At 42.2% G+C, this 12,918-nt stretch carries 13 protein-coding genes; 8 read left to right on the forward strand and 5 right to left on the reverse strand.

What is annotated here, in order from left to right; genetic code table 11:
• Nucleotides 1-128: 128 nt before the first annotated feature.
• From SJY39_RS23305 to SJY39_RS23315, 3 genes are read right to left on the reverse strand one after another with little or no spacing between them, the layout of a single operon-like run.
• Nucleotides 129-839 (reverse strand): molecular chaperone, encoded by a 711-nt coding sequence (locus SJY39_RS23305; protein WP_016788744.1) that lies wholly within the window; start codon nucleotides 837-839, stop codon nucleotides 129-131.
• On the reverse strand, nucleotides 836-1,273 hold the full coding sequence (locus SJY39_RS23310; protein WP_016786202.1) for a DUF4402 domain-containing protein: 438 nt from the start codon (nucleotides 1,271-1,273) through the stop codon (nucleotides 836-838). Before SJY39_RS23310 ends, SJY39_RS23305 begins: the two co-directional genes overlap by 4 nt.
• A gap of 53 nt (nucleotides 1,274-1,326) precedes the next feature.
• Nucleotides 1,327-1,761, reverse strand: coding sequence for a DUF4402 domain-containing protein (locus SJY39_RS23315; RefSeq protein WP_010441224.1), 435 nt, complete (start codon nucleotides 1,759-1,761; stop codon nucleotides 1,327-1,329).
• Nucleotides 1,762-2,731: 970 nt separating this feature from the next.
• On the opposite strand from SJY39_RS23315, the gene sbcB reads away from it, so the two are divergent.
• From sbcB to purT, 5 genes are all read left to right on the forward strand, one after another.
• Nucleotides 2,732-4,156 (forward strand): exodeoxyribonuclease I, encoded by a 1,425-nt coding sequence (gene sbcB, locus SJY39_RS23320; RefSeq protein ID WP_010441226.1) that lies wholly within the window; start codon nucleotides 2,732-2,734, stop codon nucleotides 4,154-4,156.
• Nucleotides 4,157-4,181: 25 nt separating this feature from the next.
• Nucleotides 4,182-4,553, forward strand: coding sequence for a CidA/LrgA family protein (locus SJY39_RS23325; protein ID WP_010441228.1), 372 nt, complete (start codon nucleotides 4,182-4,184; stop codon nucleotides 4,551-4,553).
• Between the two features lie 2 nt (nucleotides 4,554-4,555).
• Nucleotides 4,556-5,233, forward strand: a complete 678-nt coding sequence (locus tag SJY39_RS23330) for an LrgB family protein (protein WP_010441230.1) — start codon at nucleotides 4,556-4,558, stop codon at nucleotides 5,231-5,233.
• Between the two features lie 370 nt (nucleotides 5,234-5,603).
• Nucleotides 5,604-6,491: a cytidine deaminase gene (cdd, locus tag SJY39_RS23335; protein WP_010441232.1), complete on the forward strand. Its 888-nt coding sequence runs from the start codon at nucleotides 5,604-5,606 to the stop codon at nucleotides 6,489-6,491.
• Nucleotides 6,492-6,657: 166 nt separating this feature from the next.
• Nucleotides 6,658-7,833: a formate-dependent phosphoribosylglycinamide formyltransferase gene (gene purT / locus SJY39_RS23340; protein ID WP_010441234.1), complete on the forward strand. Its 1,176-nt coding sequence runs from the start codon at nucleotides 6,658-6,660 to the stop codon at nucleotides 7,831-7,833.
• Nucleotides 7,834-7,963: 130 nt separating this feature from the next.
• Here the strand turns inward: purT and SJY39_RS23345 are convergent, their stop codons facing one another.
• A complete protein-coding gene (locus SJY39_RS23345) occupies nucleotides 7,964-8,617 on the reverse strand; it encodes a thiopurine S-methyltransferase (protein ID WP_016768016.1) in 654 nt (217 codons plus the stop codon).
• 324 nt (nucleotides 8,618-8,941) lie between these two features.
• Between SJY39_RS23345 and SJY39_RS23350 the strand changes: the two genes are divergently transcribed.
• Complete coding sequence (locus SJY39_RS23350; protein ID WP_010441238.1) at nucleotides 8,942-9,718, forward strand: RelA/SpoT domain-containing protein; 777 nt, start codon at nucleotides 8,942-8,944, stop codon at nucleotides 9,716-9,718.
• A gap of 284 nt (nucleotides 9,719-10,002) precedes the next feature.
• Here the strand turns inward: SJY39_RS23350 and ihfA are convergent, their stop codons facing one another.
• A complete protein-coding gene (gene ihfA, locus SJY39_RS23355; RefSeq protein WP_004734853.1) occupies nucleotides 10,003-10,299 on the reverse strand; it encodes an integration host factor subunit alpha in 297 nt (98 codons plus the stop codon).
• A gap of 652 nt (nucleotides 10,300-10,951) precedes the next feature.
• Between ihfA and SJY39_RS23360 the strand changes: the two genes are divergently transcribed.
• Both SJY39_RS23360 and SJY39_RS23365 read left to right on the forward strand, forming a co-directional pair.
• Nucleotides 10,952-11,467, forward strand: a complete 516-nt coding sequence (locus SJY39_RS23360; protein WP_016793551.1) for a Fur family transcriptional regulator — start codon at nucleotides 10,952-10,954, stop codon at nucleotides 11,465-11,467.
• Between the two features lie 60 nt (nucleotides 11,468-11,527).
• Nucleotides 11,528-12,898 (forward strand): dihydroorotase, encoded by a 1,371-nt coding sequence (locus tag SJY39_RS23365; RefSeq protein ID WP_372275290.1) that lies wholly within the window; start codon nucleotides 11,528-11,530, stop codon nucleotides 12,896-12,898.
• The last annotated feature ends 20 nt before the right edge of the window (nucleotides 12,899-12,918 follow it).

Genomic DNA, 12,918 nt, shown 5'->3' on the forward strand with positions numbered 1-12,918 from the left:
TCTGTTTTACACGATTCGCTATTACGACACAGGATCTGGTTGGAACGATATCAACCGCACAAATGCCAAAAACACAAATGTCACAAACACAGACGTTAACAGCATACGCGGCACCAAGAATGCAAACATTACAAAATGCATTCGTGCAGCGACTGATCGTCTTGAAGCAAAGACACCTTGGATCCTATAGGGAAAGATTTCGTTAGCTCAGCATTACGCAGCAACACCAATTTTTCGCTGTGATCATCGACATTCAACTTAGCATTGAACTGAAAGTTACCATCGTTGCGAATGGTAAGGCTCTGGTTTTCACAAGTAAACTTTACGTCTTGTATCTGCTTACCTTTCTGCACATAAACAGGCACGTAGCTGTTTATGTGAAAGTTAAGCTGGAATGCTGACCCATTATTGGATTGGCCCTTAGCCGACAAATCCAATTCAGATAACTCTTTCGCCTTTGCGATAGGAGAAAACCACAAGTAAGCACGGTACTCGCCGTCAGGCATATCATCAGGAAGCGCGTTCATACGCAGACGAACTGTACGTCTTTGATTAGGTTTTAGCTCTCGAATAATAGGTGGTGACACCTTGATCCAATTGGCGATATTTTCAGACTCCGTCACGTTTGCATCGGTTCGTACCAAGCCAGTGGCCTTAATTGGACGATAGATCGGTTTAATCTCAAGACGAATGGGTTGATCAGAATTGTTTTCAACCACGATTTTTTCCGTCACAGATGTATCAGCATCTAAAACAAAACGAGTTGGCGCGATAAGGAGTTGGGCATGAGCTTGAGACGAGAAGAGTAAGCCGAGGACACATGAGATGAACAACTTCATTTATAATTAACCTCAAAAGGGATAGTACTGGTGTAAATGCCAGCAGGATGATTAGCGCCAATTTTCACTTTTGCACCAATACACAGTAATTTGCTTCTTCCGTTACTTTGGATTTTTGCTCTACCTCGTTTTGATAAACCACAACCAAAATAAAACTTTCGAATACGGAGACGTTTAGATTTACGTGAGTGATTGAGGTATTGTTTAGACGGGAGAGATACCACAATTTTCTTGCCTGGTTCTCCTTCAGCGTAAAAACGCACCACATAGACCTGACCATTGGCTGGATTTGCATCTGCATTTTGTCCTGATCCAGAGATATACATACCCGGAAATTTCACTTCCATATTTTCAGGAATAATTTCTAAAGCATGAAATGGACTTGAATAAATAATTAGGCCAATACAGGCAACGTATTTTAAAAAAAAGTTCATAGTAAAAACGGCTGATAAGTAACAGCCGTAAGTATTAGACTTGTTTTATATAATTACTGGTAAGTTACATCAACTGCAACGTTTGCAGTATAAGTACCAGCAACTAATGTCGCACTTGAAGTACGAGCTGTACCGCCAATTTTAAGATCCGCAGAACCACCGGTTAGAGTGATTGCATTATTAAAGTCAAATTCAGCTGCGATTGTATTTGCACCGTTAGCCAAGTTTGTATCAGAAATACTAACGGTCACTGCATCACCAGACTCTCCAGAAAGAGTAAACGCTGCCGCCCCTGCATCTGCTTGAGCAATAACAACATCCGTTGTGTTATCTGAAGTGATGACACCAAAATCAAGATCACTTGTTTTTATCATTGTAATTGCTTGTTTTACTTCGAGTGTTGCATCAAAAGTGTCACTTACCGCGAAAACGTTCGCAGAAGAGATAGAAAGTGCAGATACAGCAACAACCTTAAAAACTTTGTTCATTTTTTTAATCCTTTATATAAAATTGACTTATTTTCAGAGTCACTTAACCATTAATAAAGTTAACAATTAAGTAACATCTAATCCTATTTAGAAAGCGTAAACATTGACACTTATTTATAAACAAATGAGGAACAGTGAGAATAAGATCACGCAAATTGATATAAATAACATTAGTGAAATTACTGATATTAGAGTATTTGTGTTAATCATATATAAAACTCGTTTTACATTTAACTCCCTAACCTCTACAGACTATTAATTTTATAAAAGTTAATTTGATACCTTATAAATCACTAGGAATTTTCAGTAACAAAAAATTAATTAATACTAATAAAACTAATTGACTGTCCTAATTAATTTTATAGATCACCGTTCTGCAATAAAGTCTCAACAATGAAACAAGTGCACATTAAACCTATACTTGTAATAAAATTGAAATATATCGTTATATAAAAGACTGGCAGTGAAAATATTGGTTATAAATTTGAGTATCCAGATGGAGTCATTCGAAGAGACAAACTAATAGACGTCAATGCCTACTTTCTAGTTGAACTAAGATCATTGTTTGTTGGTGCCATTTCCTGCCAATATCACAAGCTTGAGCTGCGGATTAACGCAATAGCAGCATTAATTATAAGTTTTGTTCGCTGTAAGCAAGATCCAAAGCAAATTGGGTTCCCCTACTTTCAACACTTTCTCCAGATTCCTAATGCTTGGTTTTCAACTTAAGCACACTGTTCGTAATAGATAAGTAGCTAGCATCAGGTCAACAGCGAGCGGATTTACGTGTTAATAAATGACCAAAATTGAACTCAAAACTCAGTACAGCGACGTGATCGAATACGAATGCAACGTTTTACTGTAATTTATTTGTGATCTGGGTTGCACGCGTACCGCATCCTGTCAGATACTGAACAAAACTAACCTTCAGCCACAGTAGACGGTCTTCGCTTACTGTTCAGGAAATTCAATGAGTTCAGATAATCAGCCAACCTATTTCTTTTTCGATTACGAAACGTGGGGCGTCAGCCCAGCGAAAGATCGCCCGAGTCAGTTCGCCGGTGTTCGTACCGACCAAGATTTCAACGTTATCGGAGAGCCATTGGTCATCTATTGCCAACCTCCTGCTGATTACTTACCAGCGCCGGAAGCTGCACTCATTACTCGCATTACACCTCAAAAAGCGATGTCTCAAGGCTTACCTGAACCTGAATTTATCGCGAAGATCCACGCAGAGCTTGCTAAGCCGAACACAACTAGCCTTGGCTACAACAGCATTCGATTCGACGACGAAGTAACACGCTATACCTGTTACCGTAATTTCATCGATCCATATGCATGGAGCTGGCAGAACGGCAACTCTCGTTGGGATCTACTCGACGTGATGCGCGCGGTACATGCACTTCGCCCTGAAGGTATTGTTTGGCCAGAGAATGAAGAAGGTTACCCAAGCTTCAAACTGGAACATTTGTCAGTGGCAAATGGCATTGAACACGAAAACGCGCACGATGCGATGGCCGATGTTATTGCTACCATTGAATTAGCAAAGAAGTTGAAGGCTGCACAGCCTAAAATGTTTGATTACCTTTACAGCATGCGTCACAAACGCAAATTGAATGAGTTAGTTGACATTGTAAACATGACGCCTTTAATGCACGTTTCAGGCATGTTTGGTCGTGATTGTAATTACACGAGTTGGATTGTGCCGATGGCTTGGCACCCAACCAACCAAAATGCGGTTATCGTAGTCGACTTAGCCAAAGATCCTAGCCCGCTGCTGGAGCTTGATTCCGACGCCCTCCGTGAAAGGCTCTACACTAAACGCAGTGAACTTGGTGAAGACGAGTTACCCGTACCCATCAAATTGGTTCAACTGAACAAGTGCCCTATTCTCGCACCCGCCAAAACTCTGACGGCTGAAAATGCGGAAACGATAGGTATCGATCGCCAACAGTGCTTAAAGAACTTAGCGCTATTACGCGAACACCCAGAGATCCGCGAAAAACTGATCGGTTTGTATTCACAAGAACGCGAATACGAGAAAAGTGATGACGTAGACACTCATCTGTATGACGGCTTCTTCTCGCCAGGCGACAAAACCGCAATGGACATCATTCGTCAAACTGACCCAAATAATTTGGCTGCTTTAGACATCACTTTTGGTGACGAACGTATTAAACCTTTGTTGTTCCGTTACCGTGCTCGTCATTTCCCGTGGACGTTAGACGAAGCGGAACAACTGAAATGGGCTAACCACTGTCGAGAGTTTTACGAAAGTCGCTTAGAAGAGTACATGCTGAACCTAGAAAACCTCGCACACGAGCATGAAAGTGACGAGAAGAAAATGGCTATCTTGAAAGCGGTTTATCAATACGTAGAAAAGCTAGCGAGCTAATTCCATTATCAAGAGATGTGACACTTTGAAAGAAAGATTGATCAAACTCGTGTACTGCTTAATCTCCTTCACCTTAATCATAGGTGCACTCACAGCAGGTAACGCGTTACAGCATTTATTAGACACCTCAATTCCTGGCAGTATTTTTGGCATGTTGATTCTGTTTACCGCTATGGTGATTGGTATTGTCCCTGAGCATTGGGTTCAGCCTGGTGCAAGCTTGATTATCCGTTTGATGATCTTATTGTTTGTCCCTATTAGTGTCGGGCTCATGGATCATTTTGACATGCTTATCGCCAATGCTTTACCAATTATGGCAAGCGCCGTTGGCGGAACCTTAATCGTGTTAGTTTCCTTATCATGGTTCTTAGACCGCTTGCTTTCGAGAGGTAAATAATCATGTGGATTCTACTGACCATTGTGGTTTTCTTGTTTGCTCGTTGGGTAAGCCAAAAAGTTAATTCGCCATTTTGTAATCCTCTACTCATCAGTATTGGTATCATCATTCCAATTCTGTTGTTTTTCAAAGTACCTTTTGAAACCTATTACGCAGACAATACTTGGATTACCTATATGCTCCAACCTGCGGTAGTGGCGCTGGCTTTTCCTCTATATGAACAGTTACCTCAAATCAGATCCAACTGGCGTATCATCACATTTGCTTGCACGCTAGGCAGTGTAATGTCGATGACCACTACCGCATTGATCGCCGTGGCTTTTAAAGCGGATTTAAGTTTGATCGCGAGTTTGTTGGGTAAGTCGGTCACCACACCGATCGCAATGGAGGTCTCAAGCCATTTAGGCGGCGAAGCTGCAATTGCAGCAATTCTGGTATTGATTGTCGGTTTGTTCGGGGCAATCTTTGCTTACCCTATCTACAATTTGATCGGTATCAAGAGCCCTATCGCACGAGGTTTAACCATGGGCACAGTATCGCATGCGTTGGGAACGGCAACTTGCGCTGAAAAGAATCCACAAGATGCTGCATTCAGTTCACTAGCTTTAGTACTTTGTGGCGTCATTACCTCGATTATTGCACCGACCATATTTTCTATCGTGGTTTGGATCTATGCTTAAGCTAGTAACTAAAAGCTAACGTTAATGATCTACAACTTCAGTTAATGGCTACAGCTCAAGCTAATAGATTCATAGATTGGGACTTAAGCTTTAAAAACATCCAATAAGCCCAAGCGAAACTCTGAGCATTTCAGTGTCTGTTTGGGCTTTTTGTTCTCATTTGTTCAGCAATTTTTAGCTAAACATACCCCGATTTCAGACAACAAATGAGAGATCAAGGGTAGTTTTTGTCCTTGCAATCGATTTCATCTGTGACCTCACTCTAATTATGCAATCCAATGTAACAACAACAGCGCAATGGTGATCACTATCACAGAAAAATCCTGAGTATTGCATAAAATTAAAGCCTAAGGTCAATTAAGGATTCAACATGAACAGTCGTATTACCCTGGCGCTGGAAAGTGCTCCAACATCAATAAAAGCGCTTTTGAGTGACATCGTATTAGCAGACAACTTTGACGCCACTATCTCTAAAGAGCAGTTTCAAAGCTTACTGGATGCAAGCGGCCTTTCTGATAAAGAAGCTCGCCTAGCTTTACTGCCAATCGCAGCAGCATACTCTTATGCGCCACTTTCTGACTTCTATGTTGGTGCCATCGTGCGTGGCCTATCTGGTCGCCTGTACTTCGGTGCAAACTTGGAAATTGCAGGTGCACAACTTGGTCAAACAGTTCATGCTGAACAATCAGCCATCAGCCACGCTTGGATGAAGGGTGAAGAAGGCCTTTCTGATATCACGATCAACTTCAGCCCTTGTGGTCACTGTCGCCAATTCATGAACGAACTGACAACGGCAAAAGAACTTAAAGTTCAATTACCACAGCGTGATGAAATGTCACTGCAAGAATACCTACCTGACTCTTTCGGCCCTGCTGATTTGGGCATCACAACTGGCCTAATGACTAAGCTGGATCACCAGTACACGTCAGAAGAAACGAGCCCTGTTGTGGTAAGCGCACTAACAGCATTAAACCGTAGCCATGCTCCCTACACAAAGAACCTAAGTGGCGTCTCGCTACAACTGACAACAGGTGAAATCTTTACAGGTGCATACGCAGAAAACGCGGCATTCAACCCTAGCCTACCGCCATTACAAGTCGCGCTTGTTCAACTTAAACTGGCTGGCTTCGATTTCGAGCAGATCGAAAACGCTGCCTTAGTTGAAATTGCCGATGGTAGCATCAGTCACCTAGCCGATACTCAGTCTACGTTAGAGGCGATTAACCCTGACATTCCAGTTACTTACTTAGCAATCTAAGTACATCTGGTTAACAATATTTTAAATAAGCAGCCCTATTTTATAGAGCTGCTTTTTTTATACTTCAAATTCATGCGACAACCCGCGCAAACGTTTGCTTTTATCCTTTAAATAAGTATGATCACCCCGTTTAAATCAATCGTTCAAAAGATCGGAAGGAATTTCTATGTTTGGTACCGCTACTCGTGAAAATGCTACTCGTGTACTTCTATTAGGTTCAGGTGAACTGGGTAAAGAAGTTGCTATCGAGTGCCAACGTTTAGGTTTGGAAGTTATTGCATGTGACCGTTACGCTGATGCACCGGCTATGCAAGTTGCACATCGTAGCCATGTATTAGACATGTTGGACAGCGATGCACTGCAAGCTGTCATTGAACTAGAAAAACCAGATTATGTGGTTCCAGAAATCGAAGCTATTGCCACCAGCAAGCTGGTAGAGATGGAAGCGCAAGGCCTAAATGTCGTTCCCACAGCGAACGCGACTAAGTTGACGATGAACCGAGAAGGTATCCGTCGTCTAGCGGCTGAAGAGTTAAAACTGAGCACATCTCCATATCGCTTCGCGGACACATTTGAAGATTTCTCAGCAGCGGTAGAATTCGTAGGTATGCCTTGTGTGGTTAAGCCTGTTATGAGTTCATCAGGCAAAGGCCAAAGCGTTATTAAAACACAAGACGATATTCAAAAGTCTTGGGATTACGCACAAGAAGGTGGTCGCACTGGCGCTGGTCGTGTGATCGTTGAAGGCTTTATCGATTTTGATTACGAAATCACGCTGCTGACTGTTCGTGCTGTTGATGGTGTTCATTTCTGCGCGCCTATCGGTCACCGCCAAGAAGACGGTGATTACCGTGAATCATGGCAACCGCAATTAATGTCAGACAACGCACTAAAAGCGGCGCAATACACTGCAGAGCAAGTCGTTAACGCACTGGGCGGTCACGGTATCTTTGGTGTGGAACTGTTCGTTAAAGGCGACCATGTTATCTTCAACGAAGTATCCCCTCGCCCACACGATACTGGCTTAGTGACTTTAATGTCTCAAGATTCCTCTGAATTCGCGCTACACGTTCGCGCATTTACTGGCATGCCGATTAAGTCAATTACTCAATATGGTCCGTGTGCATCTGCCGTTATCTTAGGCCAAGGCACTTCAAACAACATTCGTTTCGAAGGTCTTACAGAGGCGCTAGACGCACCACAAACGCAAGTTCGTTTGTTTGGTAAGCCTGACATCGATGGTCGCCGTCGTCTAGGTGTGGCGTTGACTCGTCGTAAGAGCACTGAAACAGCGATTGAAGATGCTATTGAGAGTGCTTCAAAAGTAAAAGTGATTTACTAGACAGCTATTTAATTCTCAACAATCACAACTTCAAATCTGAACAATAAAAAAGACGGGCTACTAAGCCCGTCTTTTTGTTGGTATCATTTTTTATATTGAAATAGTTTTTTCACTTGAGAGCTAGTTGAGTTTAAGATTCAGACTCAATCAAATACACTTCTTCACTAAATCGAGATAAGCCTTTCTTGGCAACCTTAGGATGTTCATCGTCTGCGATATCTTGATTCAACAGTGTGATCTTATAACCTGAGAACAACTGTTCGATCTCTAACTTAGGTACGCTAAACGGAGGTCCTGCCATCTCGTTCTGAGCGTAATCTAATGTCACAAGTAAGATCTTGCCGCCCGGCTTTAACCGTTGCTTCAAGCACTCTACATACTGCACACGCATGTCAGCAGGTAAAGCTACCAAAGAGGCACGATCATAGATAATGTCTACAGGCTGAATCGGTGCTGAGAAATAATCACCCGTATAAATATTAAGTTCATCGAATTGATAAAGCTCATGCTGACCACTAATTTGAGTCACAGTCGGCGTGTAAAGATGCTCTGCAAAAAATGCGCGAACCGCAATCTGGCTTAATTCGACACCTTGAACATCTTCATGCTTCGTCGCTAACCAAATCAGATCTTCACTCTTACCACATAGAGGCACGAACACACTCTTCTCGTAGCTAGGTTCCGTCTTTTCCCAAAATTCAATCAGAAGTGGGTTTACATCTTCAAGGTGGAAGCCTATTTGGTTGGCTGCCCATTTATTGTGCCAAAATTCAGGATTATTCATCTTTCGTTCATGTTAAACAGTCATAATGCAAGGGTACAGTATAGAGAGGTAAGAGCAACCTTACCTTGGTTTAAAGTTCATCGTTGGTCTCACTAAAAGTTAAACACTGGCTGAGTTCAAAATTCTTAAAACCGAGGAACAAATGCTTGAATTATTTGTCTATATGTTCACATTTTAAAGCAATATTAAACGTTAGAGTTGGTTTCTGCCTTAGCTAGCCCCATTTAATATATAGTGAGTTTAGTTAAGCTATTTTTACTCTTATGCGTTACTGGTTACCCCTTTTGACTACCCGTTTTTGTAACCTTGTATTTTGGAGTTTGAATGAGTGTATTTCTCCGTACGACGGCCCTAATGCTTTTAGTATTGAGCCGAGCGCCTGCATTCGCAGCAGCACCTGTTTCAACAAGTTCAACCGATCAAACGCGCACACCTGCGCAAAATCAAGTATCGTCAAACGTATTCCGTCACAGCCTAAGCGGCCTATACGGTATCAAAGCATTCGACTCGCGTCCGACTCAGCCCTACACCGACTTCGACATTCTGTACAGCAAAGCACACCAAGGCCAAGCCGAGCTAGAAACTATTTGTAAAAGTACTGCCCTACTAACGAATTCTGAGGCGCTATTTTCTGGCGTTAAATCTCAAGCTCGTGCGGAAGAGAAAATCGAATTGGAACTGGATGGCGACGTCACAAGAATTACCGACTTAGCTCGTGCCACTATCATCGCAAACGATGTAGAGAGCTTGGTTGAAGTCTACGAAGCGCTGAGCCGTGAAGCAGATGTTGTCAAATTGAAAAACAAATTCAAATCTCCTGCTGATTCTGGCTACCGTGACCTTAACCTATTGGTTCGTCTGCCAAAGACCAACATCATTGCTGAAGTTCAACTTCACCTTAAAGCAATTGCAGATGTGAAAAGCGGTCCTGAACACGAACTGTATGAAATCATTCAAGGTATTGAGCGTCATGCCATTGCAGAAAAACGTCCAATCAACGATATCGAGGCGGCGCAAATTAATAGCCTTAGACGCCAATCTCTAGAGCTTTACCAGCAAGCATGGCAGCCGTATATTACGACTCATATTAAAGCCGCGTAAACCGTTTAGAACGCCACCGAATATCAACTTAAAGGGCTGCATTAATTTGCAGCCCTTTCTTTTTGGCTATATTACATTTTGGAGATCAGTTAGGCAGCGTAGCTAGCCGAAAAGCTCAAAGTGAATCTATCGGCTTATAGCTCTAGAAAGTCTAGAAAGCTAGACGAGATAGAGATAGAGATAGAGATAGAGATAGAGATAAGAATAAAGGGAATAGTTTTAACGCAGTTTAAAATTAGACGTCACATACAAAAAGACCACGCTGTGCGTGGTCTATTGCTTGGCTACTTCTCGATTTTAATATTCTCGACTCGGGCCTTTAGTTTTTGTCCCGGTCTAAAAGTAACAACACGTCGAGCAGAAATTGGAATGTCTTCACCAGTTTTTGGGTTACGACCTGGTCGTTCGTTTTTCTCGCGAAGATCAAAGTTACCAAAACCAGACAGTTTTACCTGTTCGCCATTTTCGAGTGCTTTACGAACTTCTTCGAAAAACACTTCAACCGTTTCCTTGGCATCCCGCTTGCTGTATCCGAGTGTTTCAAACAGGTTCTCAGCCAAATCGGCCTTCGTGAGTGCCATAAAACTTTCCTCAAAGCTATGTTAAACATTGCTACTATCGCCAGTAGCGCCAAAGCATTTACCCTATTCAATCAATGAGATAAGGTCATTTACAAGGAAAGTGTATGCCAAGCTTCTGATTTTCGCCAACTTTTTTATCTCAACTATTGAATTATTCTTTCAAATCAGAAAGATAACTCTCTTAAAAACTCACATATATAGCTAAAAAACATCTACTTACCCGCCATGAAATAGAGTTATAAACTAACAATAAGACAATAATAAGAATTTAAAACTTTAGTTTTCTAAATGTTAATTTCTGAGACTTTTCTCCTATACCCAATAAAATCAGCCACTTGATTTGATATCGAACTCAACAGAGGTTACTTAACAACCGATATTAAATATGAGATTTGTATCATTTCAGAATTTAATTCGATTGGGTCAATAGTCGCTATTGGTATGCATCGCAGAACTGCGACTTTTTAAGCTATGCTTTCAGCTCATGCCAGGCATTGAGCCATGCTACCGCACATATTACCTACCCCATTCAGAACTTCTCTCAAACACCTCTAAATCTTGATTCTAGGTAACAACAAAGTAAAAAGTACGTTTCACACCTCAACTTGATATGTTATAACATATCAATACCATCACTAATTATGTAGATTGAATGAGAGACATTGAAGCGATCATTGAGCACGTAAAACAAAGCTGTAAAACCAATGGCCAACAATTTACGGCAAAGAGACTATTGATATTGCGGGCGCTGGTTCATGCAGACAAAGCGCTGTCTGCGTATGAGCTCGTCGATTATTGTAAAGTACACTTTGACCAGCATGTTCAAGCAATGTCGGTTTATAGAGTATTGGATTTTCTTGAACAGCAACATTTAGCGCACAAACTGCAAGTATCGAATAAGTACATACTTTGTGACCATATTCTTTGTGAACATGAACATGGTATCCCTCAATTTTTGATTTGCTCTAAGTGCGACAAGATCAGTGAGCAGACAATCAACCCTACGATTATTCAAGATCTTCAATCCCACGCAAAACAGGAAGGTTTTACCGTGGTCACGCCTCAATTAGAGATCAATTGCGTGTGCGATGAATGTGCAGATACAGAGGAACCCAATACCAATACCAATACCAATACCAATACCAATACCAATACCAATAAAAGGTAACCCTTATCTCTCATACGTATCTACTGCATAGACCGAACTATAAGGAGAAATTGAAACGTTATGTCTGCAATGCTCATCAAAAATGCCCGAGTGGTTAATGAAGGCATCACCACCAAGACGGACTTATTAATCGTCGGCAAACGAATTGAACGGATCGCCAAGAACATTCCCCCAAAACCAAACGATGAAGTCATTGATGCTCAAGGTTGTTACCTGATACCAGGCATGATTGATGACCAAGTTCACTTTCGCGAGCCAGGGCTTACTCATAAAGGCTCCATCGCCACAGAATCACGCGCTGCGGTTGCTGGCGGTATTACGAGCTATATGGAGATGCCGAACGTAAATCCGGCCACCACAACCATCGAAGCCTTAGAAAGAAAGTTTGAAATCGCATCACAAAACTCACTTGCGAATTACTCGTTTTATCTTGGTGCGACTGAAGACAACCTAGAACAAATCAAGCAACTTGACCCTGCACGACATTGTGGCGTGAAGGTGTTTATGGGCGCTTCAACAGGCGACCTGCTCGTTGAAGATCCTCAAGCTCTGGATGATATATTCCGAGATTCTCCGGTGCTCATCGTCACCCATTGTGAGAGCGGGCCAATCATCGCTCAAAACCAAGAACAATTACGACAAAAAAAAGCCGATTTCACCATCCAAGACCACCCTATTCTTCGAGACGACAAAGCGTGTTACGCCTCCTCGTCTTATGCCATAGAACTGGCAAAGAAACACAATAGCCAACTGCATGTATTACACATCACCACAGCCAAAGAACTGGCTCTGTTTAGTGAAGGTGCAATTCAAGGTAAACGTATTACCGCAGAGGCCTGTGTGCACCACCTTTGGTTTACGAACAATGACTATGCCGTCCTAGGAAACCAAATCAAATGTAATCCCGCCATTAAATACCCAAGTGATCGCGACGCGCTGTTAGCGGCATTAAGCACCGGCCAAATCGACATCATCGCCACTGATCACGCTCCACATACATGGGGTGAAAAACAAGCTCCTTATGAGCACGCACCTGCTGGCTTACCTTTGGTACAACACGCCCTGCTGAGCCTGTTTGAGCATGTACGATTGGGAACAATGACCGTCACTCAAGTTGTCGAGAAAACCGCACATAACCCGTCTATTCGTTATGCGATACAAAAACGCGGCTTTATTCGCGAAGGCTATTATGCCGACCTAGTCTTGGTTGATCCTCAAGCTCCAACTTTGGTCAGCAACGAAAACAGTTTGTATCAATGCGGATGGTCACCATTCTCAGGACACGAATTCTCCGCTCAAATAAAACATACCTGGGTGAATGGGAGCATGGTTTATACCAATCCAGATGCGTGTAAGAACAAAAATACACATGTTCCTCAAAGGCAAAGCGATAACGAAATGCCAGCAATGAGACTGTCATTCGAACGCTAGTTCAACCGGACTTATCTATC

This window comes from Vibrio sp. R78045 (assembly GCF_042466085.1).
Classification (GTDB): Bacteria; Pseudomonadota; Gammaproteobacteria; order Enterobacterales; family Vibrionaceae; genus Vibrio; species Vibrio cyclitrophicus.

Bases quoted from the DNA above. Each gene is read 5' to 3' on its own strand.
- SJY39_RS23310 (WP_016786202.1), bottom strand. From the start codon at position 1,273: ATGAACTTTTTTTTAAAATACGTTGCCTGTATTGGCCTAATTATTTAT.
- cdd (WP_010441232.1), top strand. From the start codon at position 5,604: ATGAACAGTCGTATTACCCTGGCGCTGGAAAGTGCTCCAACATCAATA.
- ihfA (WP_004734853.1), bottom strand. From the start codon at position 10,299: ATGGCACTCACGAAGGCCGATTTGGCTGAGAACCTGTTTGAAACACTC.
- SJY39_RS23365 (WP_372275290.1), top strand. From the start codon at position 11,528: ATGTCTGCAATGCTCATCAAAAATGCCCGAGTGGTTAATGAAGGCATC.
- SJY39_RS23315 (WP_010441224.1), bottom strand. From the start codon at position 1,761: ATGAACAAAGTTTTTAAGGTTGTTGCTGTATCTGCACTTTCTATCTCT.
- SJY39_RS23350 (WP_010441238.1), top strand. From the start codon at position 8,942: ATGAGTGTATTTCTCCGTACGACGGCCCTAATGCTTTTAGTATTGAGC.
- SJY39_RS23305 (WP_016788744.1), bottom strand. From the start codon at position 839: ATGAAGTTGTTCATCTCATGTGTCCTCGGCTTACTCTTCTCGTCTCAA.
- purT (WP_010441234.1), top strand. From the start codon at position 6,658: ATGTTTGGTACCGCTACTCGTGAAAATGCTACTCGTGTACTTCTATTA.
- SJY39_RS23330 (WP_010441230.1), top strand. From the start codon at position 4,556: ATGTGGATTCTACTGACCATTGTGGTTTTCTTGTTTGCTCGTTGGGTA.
- sbcB (WP_010441226.1), top strand. From the start codon at position 2,732: ATGAGTTCAGATAATCAGCCAACCTATTTCTTTTTCGATTACGAAACG.
- SJY39_RS23345 (WP_016768016.1), bottom strand. From the start codon at position 8,617: ATGAATAATCCTGAATTTTGGCACAATAAATGGGCAGCCAACCAAATA.
- SJY39_RS23360 (WP_016793551.1), top strand. From the start codon at position 10,952: ATGAGAGACATTGAAGCGATCATTGAGCACGTAAAACAAAGCTGTAAA.